The organism is Sphingobacterium ginsenosidimutans (assembly GCF_039536865.1).
Lineage (GTDB): Bacteria > Bacteroidota > Bacteroidia > Sphingobacteriales > Sphingobacteriaceae > Sphingobacterium > Sphingobacterium detergens.
Window position 1 is genome coordinate 380358 of sequence record NZ_BAAAZK010000008.1, and the last position, 16711, is coordinate 397068.

The window sequence follows — 16711 nt, forward strand, 5'->3', positions numbered from 1 at the left end:
TTTTTTTACAAAACTTTCGGATTGGCATAAGGGTTGATAATAGAGTGATAGAATTTATTTAAGTAAAAAAATTAAAATACAAGATATGTCTAAAATTATAGGAATTGACTTAGGTACTACAAACTCATGTGTTGCCGTAATGGAAGGTAACGAGCCTGTAGTAATTACGAACAACGAAGGTAAACGTACTACTCCTTCCATTGTAGCTTTCGTAGAAGGTGGTGAGCGTAAAGTGGGTGACCCAGCTAAACGTCAAGCAATTACTAATCCACATAAAACTATTTATTCTATTAAACGTTTTATGGGACTTTCATATGATGAGGCAATAAAAGAAGCTGAACACGTACCTTATAACATCGTTAAAGGTGATAACAATACACCACGCGTAGAAATCGACGACCGTAAATATACTCCACAAGAAATCTCTGCAATGATTCTTCAAAAAATGAAGAAAACTGCTGAAGACTTCTTAGGTCAAGAAGTAACTGAAGCTGTTATTACAGTACCTGCATACTTTAATGACGCACAACGTCAAGCAACAAAAGAAGCTGGTGAAATCGCTGGTTTATCTGTTAAACGTATCATCAACGAACCTACTGCTGCTGCTTTAGCTTACGGTTTGGACAAAGCCCACAAAGATATGAAAATCGTTGTGTTTGACTGTGGTGGTGGTACACATGACGTTTCCGTATTGGAATTAGGTGATGGTGTATTTGAAGTAAAATCTACTGACGGTGATACTCACTTAGGTGGTGATGACTTCGATAACGTAATCATCAACTGGTTGAATGAAGAATTTAAAAATGAAAACAATGGTTTTGATCTGAAAAAAGATCCAATGGCATTGCAACGTTTGAAAGAAGCTGCTGAAAAAGCTAAAATTGAATTATCAAGTGCAACTTCTACTGAAATCAACTTACCATATATCACAGCAGATGCTACTGGTCCAAAACACTTAGTTCGCTCATTATCACGTGCTAAATTTGAAGCTTTGGCAGCTGACTTGATCAAAAGAACAATTGCTCCTTGTGAGTCTGCATTGAAAAACGCTGGTTTCAGCAAATCAGATATCGACGAAATTATCTTAGTGGGTGGTTCTACACGTATCCCTGCAATCGTTGATGCCGTAAAAGCGTTCTTCGGAAAAGAGCCTTCTAAAGGTGTAAACCCTGACGAAGTTGTTGCTTTAGGTGCTGCAATTCAAGGTGGTGTATTAACTGGTGAAGTAAAAGACGTTTTATTATTGGATGTAACTCCACTTTCATTGGGTATCGAAACAATGGGTGGTGTAATGACTAAATTGATTGAAGCAAATACAACTATCCCGACTAAAAAATCGGAAACATTCTCAACAGCTTCAGACAATCAACCATCTGTGGAAATCCACATCTTACAAGGTGAGCGTCCAATGGCAAGCCAAAACCGTACAATCGGTCGCTTCCATTTGAACGATATTCCACCAGCACCTCGTGGTGTGCCTCAAATTGAAGTTACTTTTGATATTGATGCCAATGGTATCATCAAAGTATCTGCAAAAGATAAAGCAACTGGTAAAGAGCAAAACATCCGTATTGAAGCATCTTCAGGTTTATCTGATGACGAAATCAAACGTATGAGAGAAGAAGCTGAAGCAAATGCTGATGCTGATAAAAAAATGAAAGAAGAAGCTGACAAAGTCAATGCAGCTGATGCCTTAATCTTCTCAACTGAAAAACAATTGAAAGAATATGGCGACAAAATTTCCGCAGATAAGAAAGCTCCTATTGAAGCTGGCTTAACGAAATTAAAAGCTGCCTACGAAGCGAAAAACTTCGCAGATATTGATGCTGCTTCCGAAGAATTACAAAATGCTTGGAATGCTGCTTCTGAAGAAATGTACGCTGCTTCTCAAGGTGGTGCACAACAACCTCAAGGAGATGCTGGTCAAGCACAAGGTGGAAACCAAGGTGGTGATGACGTAACTGACGTAGATTACGAAGAAGTGAAATAATCACTCCTGCTGATAAATAAAAAGCTCCGGGTAGATAACCCGGAGCTTTTTTGTTTATAAGAAACATCTCCACTAGGAACGCAAAAGAACTGCTTAGCTATGGCAATTGCCCAAAGGAATCTAATAAGCCCAGCTATTTCCGATAATGGCTCAATATTCCTTTATCCAATGTCGCCCAAACTCCGGCTGGCATATCTGCCTTCTTTAAAGCATTGTTTGTCCATGTATTACAGGAATAGAACATGCTATATGCTCCTTTGGCTTCATAAAAGGCATCCGCATCATCGTACTGTGCATCCGTCTCAACCAATATAGGTTTACCTTCATGCAAATCCAAAGAATCATAGATATACTTTACGAGTGCGCGATACTGTTCCGCATTTATTTTATACCCAAAACATAGCTCATTCTCCCGAATGGAATTATAGTAGGTCACATGTATTGCAGACTGCCCCAATCCAAAGGCCGCCACAAAAGCCGTTGATGCCTTGAGATCTTTCCATTCCGGTGTATCCAAATAAAATCCTTTGTCGCCCCAGCCTATACCCATATATTGATAACCGGCTTTTTTTCCCACCGTGTTGGCATAAGGAAATATGTTGGACCAATCCATCTCTTGCACGATGACCGGCAAAACAATATCAGTATGCACACCGTTGGATTTGACAAATACCTGAATCGTCTGATCCTTCGAGGCCTCTTTGGATGATGCCGGGAGTCGTGACAGACAGTACTCAGCAACAATATATAAAACACAAAACCCAATAATTCCTAAAATAATATACCCTAACACCTTAAGTATTTTTTTCATTTAAAATAATTCGCTTTTCTATCATAATCTAATGTATCGGTTTAATTTTAGCTGCACCCAATACCTCGTCTCCTGAAACAACACGCCCCCATCCACAGCACCTGCACCGTTAAGCACAAAAAAACCTGTATTGTTTGACAATACAGGTTCAATATAAGCTATTTCTCTTAGCTCTTAAAATAACTTTTCAGGATATACACCATCGGCAACCAATTTTGAAATTGATTCTTGAACGATAGGTTTATCTTCTTTATAGGTTACACCAAACCATTTCGATGATGTCGGGATTACTTTGAAATCCGCCAGTTTATGTTTCACCATGTAATCTGGAACTGAAGGAATAAAGAATTCCGCTTTCAAGTTCTCTTTGTTTTCTTCAACGAAAGCTGGAAACATCGCCTGTGCTACTTCAAAGATTTTTGGCGTAAAGCCCCAAAAATTCATCGATACACGCGTTTCAGGATCTAAATCGTTTTCAACGCCGTTTTCCTCATAAACGATTTTGCGATCGTCACCCTCACCTTTGTAATAGATGTTTGTACGCTCTGTGACGCTGTCCATATGTCCTGTTGGACTAACTTCACAGACACCACGTGATACATAGCCGTAATCAGACATTGTATTACCGACCTGAAAGCCCATCAATGACATTTGTTGATCTGAGACTTCGGTGGTCAAAAACTTCGCCATTTTGTCAAAAGAATCTGAACCATAGAAATCGTCTGCATTGATTACACAGAATGGTTCATTTACTTTATCCTTAGCGCTCATGACAGCATGTGCTGTACCCCAAGGTTTCGTTCTTTCAATGACGTGATTCACGCCAAATTTCGTTAAATCAAAATCTTGAAAAGCGTAATCAACTTCTATTTTACCTTCCAATTTTTTATCAAAAACTTCTTTCATTTTCTCCAGGAATTCTTCCCGAATAATGAATACAACTTTTCCAAATCCTGCACGAATGGCATCATAGATTGAATAGTCAATAATTGTCTCGCCGTGTGGGCCAAAACCATCTACTTGTTTTAAAGAACCATACCGGCTAGCCATTCCTGCTGCCAAAATCAAAAGGGTTGGTTTACTCATATTTAAATTGCGTTAATAGAACTTTCGTTTCGTCCGCAAACTTAGCTAAATTTGCCCTTAAAAGCAAATTTAGCTAAGTGCTGATCACTGTCTAAAAATAGTGTATCGGGACGAAAATTATCAATAAATTTGTGTTATTTCTTTTTTAAGAATGCATTCAATAGACCGGTTGCTAATTTCCCTAAAAGCTTGACACCTTCTCTTGCGAGCGTCGTTGTCGCAGTACGCTGCGCAGCTTCTAATGGCGTCTGCCTTCTTGATGTCGGTCGATCAGCTTTGGCGGTCTCTTTTTCCGCTGCTGCACGCTGTTCTTCCTGCTGTACCACCTGCATTTTCTCATCGATCATCTCAGCCGCAGAACGATTTTCCTGTCTTTCCTGATATTTTGTCTTTAAGTCCGACTGATTAATAATCTGATTGATTGTCGCATCATCTGCAGGGCCCATTACAGCACGGGCTGGTACTAGATGAGTTGCTACGACTTCCGTAGGAATACCTTTATCATTCAAAACCGTAATCAAGGCCTGACCTGTACCCAAAGAGGTCAAAATCTGATCAATCTCATAGAAATCCGATTTGGGGTAGGTTTTCACTGTTTTTTTTAGGTTTTCGGCATCGTTAGGTGTAAAGGCCCGCAAAGCGTGCTGCACCCTATTTCCCAATTGGGCCAATACCGATTCCGGAACATCTGTCGGAGATTGTGTACAGAAAAACACACCGATTCCTTTGGAGCGGATAAGACGGATAATCTGATCCACCTGAGTTAAAAAGGCCTTGGAAGCTCCGTTAAAAAGAAGATGCGCCTCGTCAAAGAAAAACACCAATTTTGGCTGATCCAAATCCCCTACTTCAGGCATATTCTTAAACAGTTGAGCGAGCAGGCTCAACAAAAATGTAGAATAGAGTACCGGCTGATCCTGTACATCGGAAATGTTCAGTAAACTGATTATACCCTTCCCGTCAACTTTCTGAAATAAGTCATTGATGTCAAATTCCTTCTCTCCAAAGATATGTGCTAGCCCTTGTTGCTCTAAGGCCACGATCTTACGCAAAATCGTTCCCGAACTTGCGGAACTGATCTTACCATAGTCATTTTTGATTTCCTCGCTTCCTGGGCCGTCAGAAAGATAGGTTAACAGCTTTTTGGTATCTGTAAAGTCTATTAATGGCATCTGATGGTCCTGCGCATATTTAAACATCGCAGCCAAAACCCCAGTCTGTGTGTCATTCAATTCCAGGATTCTCCCCAACAAGACAGGCCCAAAATCATCGATCGTAATGCGCATCGGAATTCCTTTGTTTCCTGACAGGGAATAGAGCTCTACAGGAAAGCTCGCTGGTTCGAAGGGCACTCCTACCGCATTTCCACGATCCAACAGCGCTTGATTGGTCACTCCCGGGACAGCAAGACCAGATAGATCACCTTTTACATCCAGCATAAATACCGGTACAGATGCATCTGATAATTGCTCAGCTATCAATTGTAGCGTCCTAGTTTTACCTGTCCCTGTCGCACCGGCAATCAGCCCGTGGCGATTCATCATTTTCAGTGCCAGATTGACCTTTGCATCCGCTAAAATCTCACCATTCAAAATACCCGCTCCCAAATATATAAAAGCCCCCTTGGGGTTATAAGAAGCTTGAACCTTCTCGATAAATTGTTCTTTATTTGCCATAGAAAAGGCTTAATATTTATAGTTCATAAATGATATTGAAAACTCTACAAAAAATAATCTTTTCGTCACAATTTCGTGCCAAAATTGATTTTTTATGCACTTTTAATTTGAAATTAACATAGAATTGCTATTTTTACCATGTAAAACAACACCATTAAAGGTACTAAAAAATGTTAAATAAGAGATTTAGATTTGTGGCAGCATTCTTATGTGCGATCATCTTTTTCACAAAGATGGCCATCTCTATATCGCCTATTTTTTCCAATAGCTTAGACCAGAATACCATTTTACAAATTGTTTTACAAATAGAAATCGAGAACAATAATGGCGCAAGCACTGATACGCTTGAAACTGCCTCAAAATTTTTCAATACAAAAACAGACGAACCCATTGTATTCGAGACCATCATTGTTGAGAACCAAGGAAAACAAAAGAATTACCTTAAAAACGAGAAAAGCATTTTAGCTTTCCATCCTACGGTTCCAACGCCGCCTCCTAACTGTTAATAAAGGCATCCCTATGGGATGTTTTCCAATTGTCCCCATGCTGAATCCCAGTATGCGGCTTCTTATTGATTTTTTCTGGAAGCACAGCGCCCATTGGCATCAAAGACCTTTCAATTGGTATCTATTGCTATGGTGGCAGGTGGCGTCAGGAAGATTTATTATACAGATAAACACAAATTTTATGTTTGGAACTCGTACGTCGGCTTTTCTGAAACTTTCGAAAAGAGACTTAAAATATGATTTCCCTGCTAGTGTTGTGGTGTTTTTGGTGGCACTTCCATTATGTTTGGGAATTGCAATGGCCTCAGGTGCGCCATTGTTTGCAGGATTATTGACTGGTGTAATTGGTGGAATCGTTGTTGCTTCAATCAGTAAATCACCACTCAGTGTCAGTGGGCCAGCTGCTGGTCTCACAGTTATTGTTCTAGGGGCTATCCAGAGTTTAGGCGCCTATGAAACCTTTCTCCTTGCGGTCGTCATCGCAGGTGTTGTACAAGTGGTTCTCGGAATTCTAAAAGCGGGGATGATCGGGAATTATTTCCCATCCGCAGTTATCGTCGGCATGTTGGCTGCGATCGGTATTACCATTATCATGAAACAAATCCCTTTGGCTTTGGGATTGATCGAAACACACGCTTTTGAACTGGACAATGGGCACGGTATAGGTGCATATTTTGATACCGTTGCCTCAGCCATCAATTTTGGTGCATTGATTATCTGTGCTCTATCATTAGGGATTCTGATCTTTTGGCCAGCAATTCCTAAATTGAATAAAGTGCCCGCTCCGTTGGTAGTCGTTATTGTCGGTGTCACTCTGGCTTATCTTTTTAATGGTTCCTTTTTTCAATTACACGATAAACAATTTGTACTCGTGCCAATTGTAGGGTCATTTGCAGAGTTTACAGGTTTATTCACATTACCTGACTTCACCCAAATCGTCAATAAAGATGTTTGGATAGCCGCATTTACCATTGCCATTATTGCTAGCTTGGAAACCCTATTGAGTATTGAAGCAGTAGACAAGATTGATCCTTATAAACGCAATACACCGACCAACCGCGAATTAGTCGCTCAGGGGATCGGTAATATGACAAGTGGACTCTTGGGCGGGCTGCCATTAACCTCTGTTATTGTACGATCATCAGCCAATGTCAATGCTGGTGGAAAGACAAGACAGTCCGCAATCCTACACGGTATCTGGCTGCTCGTTGCCATGTTGGCTATTCCAACAATGTTAAATATGATTCCGCTAGCATGTCTTGCCGCAATACTATTACATACTGGGTATAAATTGGCTAAACCAAGCTTATTTACCTCAATGTATCGAAAAGGTCTGGATCAATTCATTCCATTTTTCGTAACTATTGTTGCTATCGTATTTACCGACCTATTAATGGGTGTTGGAATTGGAATCGTTGTGGCAACATTCTATATTCTAAGAGCAAATATGAAAAATGCTTTTAAATATAATATCGAAAAGGATAACGAAGAGGATAAGGCTGTCATCACATTAGCAGAGGAAGTTTCATTTTTGAACAAAGTTCCTATCCAGCAAAAGCTATATAGTTTACCAAAATCAGTCAGTAAGATCCGTATCGATGGGACATTCAGTAAATTTATCGACAAGGATGTTATCGAAGTCATTAAAGACTTTGAACAGAATGCAAAAAGTAAAGGCAAGGAGATCGAACTTTTACAGGTTGTTTATAAAAAATAAAGTTGTTTCAAGTAAACAATAAACTAAGAAATTTGTATTATTTTATCGAAAAAGAGCTCTAGAGCAAAGTGATATTAAAAAAGGAATATGGAAAATAAAGATTTAAAAACAGGATTTGACAATATTATTAAGGGAAATCAAGAATGGATGGATTTTGTAAAAAATGATACCACAGGACGTTTCCAACAACTTGCAAAAGGTCAAAATCCTGAAATTCTTTGGATCGGCTGTGCAGACAGTCGTGTACCAGCCAACGAGTTGACCGGTACAAAGCCAGGTGAGGTTTTCGTACACCGTAATATCGCCAATATGGTTATCCACTCAGACATGAGTTTATTAAGTGTTCTAGATTATGCCGTCAATGTATTAAAAGTACAACAGGTCATCGTTGCTGGACACTATGGTTGCGGTGGGGTTGCGGCATCTTTAAGTCGCAATCAATATGGTATTATTGATAACTGGCTGGGTCACATCAAAGATGTATACCGTTTGCATAGCGAAGAGATTGATGGCATCGAAGATAACGAAAAGAAAGTAGACCGCTTAGTTGAACTCAATGTCAAAGAACAGGTTTTTAATCTTTGTTCTACTTCCATCATTCAAAATGCATGGAAAAATGGCCAGGCACTGGCTGTGCATGGTATGGTAATCAATATCGGAACAGGTCAATTGATTGATCAAAGCTGTACATTTACAAGCAATGAATCCCTCGGAAAGGTGTTCGCTTTCAAATAGTAACAAATCGGTAAAAAGGGACGGATCTTCGTCCCTTTTTTATTTCAAGTAATCGCTGTGCCAGCAGTCGCAACTATAGTAGGTGTTTGTCGGTTGATTACCTGTTCAAACTAAGCTGAATATCTATCATCTCCTAGCTAATATCTCGCTTCTAATAATTAACTTTGTATTATGAGTGAAGAAAAATCATTAAATTTTATCGAGGAAATTGTCGAAGAAGATCTTCGTACAGGAAAACATGGCGGACGTGTATTGACACGTTTTCCTCCTGAACCAAATGGTTACCTCCACATTGGTCACGCCAAATCCATCTGCTTAAATTTTGGATTAGCACAGCAGTATAACGGCAAGACTAATCTACGTTTTGATGACACTAACCCTGTGACTGAGGATACCGAGTATGTTGAAAGTATCAAGAAAGATATTCAATGGCTAGCATTCCAGTGGGCAGAAGAACTATATACTTCGGATTATTTTGAAACACTTTACAGCTACGCTGTTGAACTCATAAAAAAGGGTTTAGCATACGTGGACGATAGTACAGCGGAAGAAATTGCAGCAGCAAAAGGTACGCCTACAGAACCAGGTGTTCCGACACCTTACCGCGCCCGATCTATAGACGAAAATCTGACCCTATTCGCAGATATGAGAGCTGGGAAATATAAGGATGGCGAGAAAGTGCTCCGTGCAAAAATAGATTTGGCTAGTCCAAATATGCACCTGCGTGATCCTTTGTTATACCGCATCAAGCATGCCCACCATCACCGGACAGGCAATCAATGGTGCATCTACCCAATGTATGATTTTGCACACGGACAATCGGATTCAATTGAGAAAATCACCCATTCGATCTGTACCCTTGAATTTATCCCACACCGTCCTCTTTATGACTGGTGTATCGATAAACTGGAAATTTTCCCATCCAAGCAATATGAATTTGCACGCTTAAACATGACATATACGGTCATGAGCAAGCGTAAATTATTGCAATTGGTCAATGATAAATTTGTTGAAAGCTGGGATGACCCTCGTATGCCAACGATCTCCGGCTTGAGGAGAAGAGGATATACACCGGCAAGTATTCGCAACTTCTGTGAAAAGATCGGAGTTCAAAAACGCGAAAATATGATCGACGTCAGTCTACTGGAGTTTTGCATCCGGGAGGATCTCAACAAAACTGCCTGGCGTAGAATGGCTGTCCTTGATCCGATCAAATTAGTGATCACAAACTATCCGGATGGTCAAGTGGAAGATTTAGTCGGCGAGAATAACCCTGAAGTTGAAGGGGGTGAAGGTGCTCGGATCATACCTTTTTCCAAAGAACTTTGGATAGAACGTGAAGATTTTATGGAAGATGCTCCAAAAAAATTCTTCCGTCTCGGCCCAGGACTTTCCGTTCGTCTAAAACACGCTTATATCGTTATCTGCAACGATTTCGTCAAAGATGAAAATGGAAAGGTAACAGAAGTACATTGTACCTACGTGCCTAATTCCAAATCAGGTGAAGATACTTCCGGATTAAAAGTAAAAGGAACAATCCATTGGATTTCTGTTCCTCATGCTAAGGAAGCTGAAGTAAGATTATACGACAGGTTGTTCAATGATGAAAACCCTGCGGCAGCTGAAAACTTTAAAGATTCCATCAATCCTGAAAGTTTGCATGTGATTGAACGTGCCTATATCGAGCCCGATCTGGCTACTGCTACTCCTGGAAAAGGGTATCAATTCATCCGTTTAGGGTATTTTACATTAGACACACATTCTACTCCAGAACACCTGGTCTTTAACCGTACAGTTACGTTGAAAGATTCTTGGGGAAAAGAAGTGAAGAAAAATGGATAAGTAAACGATTACATAAAAAAAAGGTCGGAAACAATTCCGACCTTTTTTTTTTATTCTATACCATACCATTGCTGATACTGTTTTCTAAGTCCCTCGACACGTGCCAACCGCTTAGTATCATTTGCCTCCAATAGGATATCTCGATAACGATCGACCGAGTCAAGTGCTAGCTGCATATCGTTCCATTCAAAACCTAAATTTTTCTTATCCAATACCAGCTGATGTAGATATTCCATATTTTGTGAAACATAGTCCAAATTTCGATCGACTACATTTCCAGCCAGGTATCCCTGTCCGGAACGATATAGGCTATCAATGATATCTACATAATTAATCGCATCCGACATCGCATATACACGATCAGGCAATTGGTCGTATGCTTTCTTGGCCACTTCTCCAGCTTGTTTAAGCTGTCCTTTTTCCAATAGCAACCGTGCTGTCTTTCCAAAAATATCCCGTGCATACATACTTGAGAAGCGAAAGGAATCGGTATCTAAATATTTTGCATTCTTGGTATTCCCCCAATTGTATTTATGCATGATATTATCATATAAGGCTTCCACATTGACCAAAGCTGCCATCTCGCCAGCAGGCGCCTGCTGTTCACTGGTCGCAGCAACGGGCATCAACCTTGAAGCGAAGCCCTCGTTGACAAGGTATTTGTCCAAGCCCAACTTAATATCACTAGGGAGCATATTCGAAAAATAGATCGGTCGATCCCAATGATTATTTTCAAGGAGGGACAACAAAGTCAGATCCGATCGGGATAAGTGGTCAGCGGGGATTTCCCATTCCATTGTTGAAACGACGGCATTCTGGAAATAAGCGGGCACAGCATTCTTTTTCAAAATCTCGGCTTTGTTAATGGCCAATTTGACCTTCTTAGTCGGAAAATAATTCTCCAGATTTCCCGAATTCAACTGTACTTTATAATCAGGGTCATCAGAAGTAACAAACTGCAATAACTGCTGGATATCCACGGCTTCATTCAACTGTCTATCCACAAAAGGGATATAATCACGAATACCCTTTTTTGTTTTTTCCGCAGGAATCGCAATCGGAAGTCCTGCAGCTTTATAAGTTGCTTTCTTGGCCTGCTGCATATACCAATCTCCCGTTAAATAACTCAGCACAACAATCCGTACATCTGGACGAACTCCTTCTACTTCCTGCAGATACCATAATGGAAAAGTATCGTGATCACCATAGGTAAACAAGATTGCATTTGGTGCACAGGTTTCTAGGTAATTACGGGCCACATCCCGAGCCAAGGATTTCTCAGAACGATTATGATCATCCCAATTCTGATGCGCCAGAATAATTGGCCCACCCAACAGCGCAAAAGATAACCCCGTAGCCATGGCATAGCGATTACTGAGAAACCGTTTAAAAAAGCGCATGAGTGCAATTGTACCCAGTCCGATCCAGATCGCAAAAGCATAAAAAGATCCGGCATAAGCATAATCACGTTCACGGGGTTGCAGTGGTGTCTGATTGAGATATACAACAATCGCTATACCCGTAAAAACAAACAGCAAGGTCAATACCAAAGTATAGGGTTTATTGTTTTTGTACATCCAGATCGCTCCAGCTATCCCTAATAACAAAGGCAAGAAAAAATACGTGTTTCGGCTTGGATCATGTTGCTGTGACTCCGAAAGATGATGTTGCCCACCAAGGCGCCAATTATCCAGCGTTTTCACTCCAGAGAGCCAATTCCCCTCCGTATAGGATCCATAGCCTTGCTTGTCATTCTGCCTGCCAACAAAATTCCATAAGAAGTAACGTGCATACATTTCCCCCAATTGAAAATTAAAGAAAAACTTAAAGTTATCGGAGAACTGTGGTCTTTCGCCCTCTTTTAACTTGAGATAACTTCTATAGTAGGCTTGATGATTTTCATCCTGGCTATAGATACGTGGAAAAAATGTTTCACGATCAAATGCATACTTATCAACCTGTGTAAATGCTGTATAATTGGATTCATCTTTCCGATAACTGGTTTTGCTTTGAACATCCACAGCCTTTGAATCATAGTATGGTCCTTTAACCAGAGGTTCCCGCGTATACTGTTCTCGCCCTAAGTAACCTAAAAACGAAAAGACATTATCTGGCGCATTGTTATTTAAGGATGGATTTGCCTTTCCACGGATCAGCACCATGGTATAGGAACTATAACCAAACAGAATAAAGCAAAACACCAATAAAGCTGTATTTAATGTATACTTGCGTTTTCTATGGGAATAAAAAAGACCATATACAATTGTGACACCAAAAAGCAAGCATAGGAAAAGAATTCCTGTACCAAATCCCAGTCCAAAAGAATTCACAAACAATAGATCTATTTTGGAAGCAAAACCGATCAGCCACTGAATAACACCCCAAAGGATTGCTGCAAGAACTAATATTCCTAATAGAAATGCCTTTATAATGCCTTTAAAATTAATTTCTGAAGTCCTTTTAAAATACACCACCATGGCTATAGCCGGAATAGCCAAAAGATTTAATAGGTGGACTCCAATTGAAAGCCCCATGACAAAAGCGATAAAAATCAGCCAGCGATCACTTCCGTCCTGGTCCGCACGCGCCTCCCATTTAAAAATCGCCCAGAAAACCACCGCAGTACAAAGTGAGGACATCGCATACACTTCGGATTCTACGGCCGAATACCAGAAGGTATCACTGAAACTAAAGGCCATAGCCCCCACTGCACCCGCTCCAAAGATCTGTAAATAGTAAGAAAAAGCAGATTGCTGTGGCTTCTTTAAAATCTTCCGGGCAATCGCTGTAATTGTCCAAAACAAAAATGTCACCGTCAGACCACTACAGACTGCCGAACCAATATTCATCCAGTAAGCGACTTGCCCTGTATTACCGAAAGCCAGATTGGAAAAAACATTCTGAATAAGTAGAAATAGCGGGGCACCAGGTTGATGTGCCACCTCAAGTTTGTACGCGCAGGCGATAAATTCACCACAATCCCACCAGCTCACGGTCTTTTCAACAGTAGCAATGTAGACAACAGTAGCAATGAGGCCACAGGCCAAACCAAATAGCGAGTTTAATTTATTATACGTCATAAGGACAATTGGTCTATATCTTAGTTCCTTTTAGTACCTCAAATTAAATAGTTATCTCGATTTAAAAATGTTAATTAACACTATTTAACACTACTGTTTAACAAAAAATATTTTTTGAAAGAGAGCACTTCTATAGTGAAAAGAGAAATGCTGGTTTTGAAAGCAGGGGTAATGGCAAACTTCATCTCAAAAGCTGCATATGGCCATGGAATAAAAGAGGATTCAATTCACAAGTACAAAGCAGTATACCGTCGATAGAAGTAATAAAAAAGCGAGGGGTTTTCCCTCGCTCCTCTTGTATTTTTTAGGCTAACTTCTCGACAATCTTTTTCGTTGGCCCAGGATTACTCATGGTATAAAAGTGCAATACTGGAGCACCAAATTTTATCAGCTCCTGACATTGTTGCACAAGCCATTCTTCACCTACTTGCCTTACATCAGCATTGGTTTTACATGCTGCGACAGCATCACTCAATTCCTCAGGAATATCCAGGTGGAAAATTCTTGGCAAAGTAACCAGTTGCTTTTTGGTCGTCAATGGTTTGAGTCCCGGAATGATAGGCACATGGATTCCATTGTCCCGGCATTTGGTCACAAATTCCTTATATTTCTCCACGTTAAAGAACATCTGAGTTACAATAAACTCAGCACCCATATCCACTTTTTGCTTCAGATATTTAAAATCAGTATTGAAATTAGGAGATTCAAAATGCTTCTCCGGATATCCTGCGACACCGATACAAAAATCGGTTTTTTCAGATGTGATAATATCTTCGTGAAGATACTTTCCTTTATTCATATCCGTTACCTGTTGCAATAGATCCGTTGCAAAAGCATGTCCGCCTTCACTTGGAATAAAATCAGCATCTCCTTTGCGTGCATCACCTCGTAATACCAATACGTTATCGATACCCAAGAAATTTAAGTCGATCAAGGCATTTTCAGTTTCCTCTTTGGTAAAGCCACCACATATCAGATGGGGCACTGCGTCCACTTTATACTTATTCATGATCGCAGCACAGATCGCCACCGTTCCTGGTCGCTTACGATAAGATACACGTTCCAACAGCCCGCTTGCATGTTCCTTATAGATATAATCTTCCCGATGATAGGTTACATCAATAAAGGGCGGTTTAAATTCCATCAGTTCATCCATTGTCTTAAAAATACTTTGGATGCCCTGTCCCTTTGCAGGAGGCAATAGCTCAAAAGAAAACAATGTTTTTCCTTTAGCATTCTGGATATGGTCGATAATCTTCATTAAAAAACTGTTTTAAGTTTGGGTTGGCTTACATCGAAACGCACAAGTCGAGGATATGTCTATCTGCATGTAACTTATCTTTCCCACATGGAGCAGGGTAGAATTTAGCACCTTGAACAATACAGGTTGCTAAGGCTTCACTGGGTCTAGTCCCTCGGCCTTTCTCTATAAGCGTTGCTAATATCGTCTTAAAAAATCAAACAACAAAAACATTTTTTCGAAAAGCTATAAATTATAGTAACAAAGCTGTCTTTTTTCCAGATCTTCCCATACAAATTATTTCAAAGTTGAAAGAGAATTACGTAGATTCTTTAAATAGAATGTGATCAGCAGTAAGCCAGAGACACTATATTTCTCCTTCTCTCCATAATTAAACCCATCCATTAAATATTTATAGGCAACCAATGCATTCTCCTCATTGTAAAACAGCTCTTTCCATGAGACAGGAACATCTTCCCATTGTTTTAATACAATGCCATTTTGCGCATAAGTAATTGGAGATTCAACCCCATCTATCTTATAATCACTATGGACGCCAGAATTTGAGATGTGCTGAAAGTATGCTATAGAATAATCTAAAAAGTTTAATGCGCGGGCCTTTACCTCTTGATCATTTTCAGCACTTGTCGGAATATTACGCCAAAGATTGACTACACTATCAAATTTACTAGGCTGCTCGCGAAGTGGTGTTTTGTCTAATTCGAAATTGAGAAACAACCGTTCCGTATTTGGCAAATGGGCTGAATTGAATTGGGAGAAATCACCTTTCAATTGTATGAAATTCTTTTTTACTTGAATTATATCCAAAGAGATGGTTCCCTTTTTATCATCCACCAATTCAATTTTATTCCCTTCAAATCTATATCTGCCATAGAGCAAGATATCACCTATCGCAAGGACAAATTGTCCCTTATCCCGAAGGGAGAGAAAAGAACGATAATGAAGCGGATGATCGCAATATGCATCAGGTTCAATATTTAGCGGATCCTTAGCTTTGGCCTCTAGGTAGCCGTCATTGGTATAACCGCAAATAACTTGATAATTTCCGATCGGAAATTCTTTGTTCTTCCCAAAGAAAGCACAAGAGGATAAGAATATCGTTGAAATAATTAGCAGTAATAGTTTCAAGACAGATCGTTTATAGTGGTCAATATATTGATTATTCAGTACCAATTTAAACAAAATCCATCAGAGTAAGAGATCCCTGACTGTCCCAAAACAAAAATTTTGTCAGATGAAGCGAAATATGATTTAAAACCTCAACTTATTGAATCGAAAAAGGTCTAAATTCCTTTACGAACTTAGACCTTTTTCATTCAAATTTATGGGAATTAAGAACGATGCTCTAAAGTAAATCCCGATTTGCAATCAGGGATAATTTACGAGAGGTCCGTCCACTTTTATTCTTTATAAAGATCGACTAGTCCTTCAGGCAATTCTACTTCAATAATCTCCTCTTCACCATCTATGCCAACGATTAAATCATCGGATAGGGGGAACATCAATTCTTTACCATTCATATCAACTGTCGCGACGAATTGCTGTGGAAATTCCTGTACATCCGTAATTTCCCCCAGTTCACCATGGGTTTCATCGATCACCAAAAATCCGATTAAATCCGTATATCTAAAATCATCGGGATCCCGTTCTGGCATTTTATCATTGGGTAGATAAACCTTTTTGTGAACAAGCACCTGTGCCTTGTCGATATGATCAACATCTTCAAATGTCACGTAGGCGGTACTATTTTTCTGCAGTTTTATAGCATCGATAAAATAAGGTACAAGTTTTTTGTTGACCTCCAAAAAGACGACATCTATATCCAAACTCTCATAGTCTTCAAATTCGAAAAACAATTGCATCTCGCCTTTTAGACCTCGCGTTTTGCTGATATAGCCTATATAAAAACTTTGATCGATAGTCATTTTGTAATATTGCGTATTAGGATATTAGTATTGAGATGCTTTTCCTTTCGGCTTCCACTATATATACAGCATCTGTTTTATT

At 39.7% G+C, this 16711-nt stretch carries 12 protein-coding genes and 1 riboswitch; of the genes, 5 read left to right on the forward strand and 7 right to left on the reverse strand.

The genetic code is table 11. From position 1 onward, the window contains the following. The first annotated feature begins 85 nt into the window (after nucleotides 1-85). Entirely contained in the window at nucleotides 86-1990 is a 1905-nt protein-coding gene (dnaK, locus tag ABFX33_RS21975; protein ID WP_257086999.1) for a molecular chaperone DnaK, read from the forward strand. A 133-nt stretch (nucleotides 1991-2123) separates the two neighbouring features. Here dnaK and ABFX33_RS21980 read toward each other — a convergent pair whose 3' ends face one another. From ABFX33_RS21980 to ABFX33_RS21990, 3 genes are all read right to left on the reverse strand, one after another. Next, nucleotides 2124-2801, reverse strand: a complete 678-nt coding sequence (locus ABFX33_RS21980; protein WP_346088262.1) for a TIGR02117 family protein — start codon at nucleotides 2799-2801, stop codon at nucleotides 2124-2126. Nucleotides 2802-2975: 174 nt separating this feature from the next. After that, complete coding sequence (locus ABFX33_RS21985; protein WP_257086996.1) at nucleotides 2976-3887, reverse strand: sugar phosphate nucleotidyltransferase; 912 nt, start codon at nucleotides 3885-3887, stop codon at nucleotides 2976-2978. Nucleotides 3888-4021: 134 nt separating this feature from the next. Beyond that, nucleotides 4022-5563 carry a helicase HerA-like domain-containing protein gene (locus tag ABFX33_RS21990; RefSeq protein ID WP_346088263.1) on the reverse strand — a complete coding sequence of 514 codons (1542 nt, stop codon included), beginning with the start codon at nucleotides 5561-5563 and terminating at the stop codon, nucleotides 4022-4024. 170 nt (nucleotides 5564-5733) lie between these two features. On the opposite strand from ABFX33_RS21990, the gene ABFX33_RS21995 reads away from it, so the two are divergent. The 4 genes from ABFX33_RS21995 (at nucleotide 5734) to ABFX33_RS22010 (ending at nucleotide 10363) form a co-directional block, all read left to right on the forward strand. Beyond that, a complete protein-coding gene (locus ABFX33_RS21995; RefSeq protein WP_223581658.1) occupies nucleotides 5734-6069 on the forward strand; it encodes a hypothetical protein in 336 nt (111 codons plus the stop codon). A 181-nt stretch (nucleotides 6070-6250) separates the two neighbouring features. Then, nucleotides 6251-7786 carry a SulP family inorganic anion transporter gene (locus ABFX33_RS22000; protein ID WP_346088264.1) on the forward strand — a complete coding sequence of 512 codons (1536 nt, stop codon included), beginning with the start codon at nucleotides 6251-6253 and terminating at the stop codon, nucleotides 7784-7786. Nucleotides 7787-7873: 87 nt separating this feature from the next. Then, nucleotides 7874-8521 (forward strand): carbonic anhydrase, encoded by a 648-nt coding sequence (locus tag ABFX33_RS22005; protein ID WP_120260292.1) that lies wholly within the window; start codon nucleotides 7874-7876, stop codon nucleotides 8519-8521. Nucleotides 8522-8692: 171 nt separating this feature from the next. Then, nucleotides 8693-10363, forward strand: coding sequence for a glutamine--tRNA ligase/YqeY domain fusion protein (locus ABFX33_RS22010; protein WP_346088265.1), 1671 nt, complete (start codon nucleotides 8693-8695; stop codon nucleotides 10361-10363). A gap of 50 nt (nucleotides 10364-10413) precedes the next feature. On the opposite strand, the gene ABFX33_RS22015 is transcribed toward ABFX33_RS22010, so the two are convergent. From ABFX33_RS22015 to rimM, 4 genes are all read right to left on the reverse strand, one after another. Continuing rightward, nucleotides 10414-13443, reverse strand: a complete 3030-nt coding sequence (locus tag ABFX33_RS22015) for a glycosyltransferase family 117 protein (protein WP_346088266.1) — start codon at nucleotides 13441-13443, stop codon at nucleotides 10414-10416. 304 nt (nucleotides 13444-13747) lie between these two features. Continuing rightward, on the reverse strand, nucleotides 13748-14704 hold the full coding sequence (locus ABFX33_RS22020; protein WP_346088268.1) for a methylenetetrahydrofolate reductase: 957 nt from the start codon (nucleotides 14702-14704) through the stop codon (nucleotides 13748-13750). A gap of 71 nt (nucleotides 14705-14775) precedes the next feature. Continuing rightward, nucleotides 14776-14878: riboswitch (SAM riboswitch) on the reverse strand. Between the two features lie 102 nt (nucleotides 14879-14980). Continuing rightward, a complete protein-coding gene (locus ABFX33_RS22025; protein ID WP_346088270.1) occupies nucleotides 14981-15832 on the reverse strand; it encodes a hypothetical protein in 852 nt (283 codons plus the stop codon). Nucleotides 15833-16104: 272 nt separating this feature from the next. Further along, nucleotides 16105-16629 (reverse strand): ribosome maturation factor RimM, encoded by a 525-nt coding sequence (gene rimM, locus ABFX33_RS22030; RefSeq protein ID WP_120260297.1) that lies wholly within the window; start codon nucleotides 16627-16629, stop codon nucleotides 16105-16107. Nucleotides 16630-16711: the final 82 nt, after the last annotated feature.

What these genes read in the sequence shown, in the direction of transcription:
- dnaK (WP_257086999.1), top strand. Translation starts at nt 86, where the DNA reads ATGTCTAAAATTATAGGAATTGACTTAGGTACTACAAACTCATGTGTT.
- ABFX33_RS21980 (WP_346088262.1), bottom strand. Translation starts at nt 2,801, where the DNA reads ATGAAAAAAATACTTAAGGTGTTAGGGTATATTATTTTAGGAATTATT.
- ABFX33_RS21985 (WP_257086996.1), bottom strand. Translation starts at nt 3,887, where the DNA reads ATGAGTAAACCAACCCTTTTGATTTTGGCAGCAGGAATGGCTAGCCGG.
- ABFX33_RS21990 (WP_346088263.1), bottom strand. Translation starts at nt 5,563, where the DNA reads ATGGCAAATAAAGAACAATTTATCGAGAAGGTTCAAGCTTCTTATAAC.
- ABFX33_RS21995 (WP_223581658.1), top strand. Translation starts at nt 5,734, where the DNA reads ATGTTAAATAAGAGATTTAGATTTGTGGCAGCATTCTTATGTGCGATC.
- ABFX33_RS22000 (WP_346088264.1), top strand. Translation starts at nt 6,251, where the DNA reads ATGTTTGGAACTCGTACGTCGGCTTTTCTGAAACTTTCGAAAAGAGAC.
- ABFX33_RS22005 (WP_120260292.1), top strand. Translation starts at nt 7,874, where the DNA reads ATGGAAAATAAAGATTTAAAAACAGGATTTGACAATATTATTAAGGGA.
- ABFX33_RS22010 (WP_346088265.1), top strand. Translation starts at nt 8,693, where the DNA reads ATGAGTGAAGAAAAATCATTAAATTTTATCGAGGAAATTGTCGAAGAA.
- ABFX33_RS22015 (WP_346088266.1), bottom strand. Translation starts at nt 13,443, where the DNA reads ATGACGTATAATAAATTAAACTCGCTATTTGGTTTGGCCTGTGGCCTC.
- ABFX33_RS22020 (WP_346088268.1), bottom strand. Translation starts at nt 14,704, where the DNA reads ATGAAGATTATCGACCATATCCAGAATGCTAAAGGAAAAACATTGTTT.
- rimM (WP_120260297.1), bottom strand. Translation starts at nt 16,629, where the DNA reads ATGACTATCGATCAAAGTTTTTATATAGGCTATATCAGCAAAACGCGA.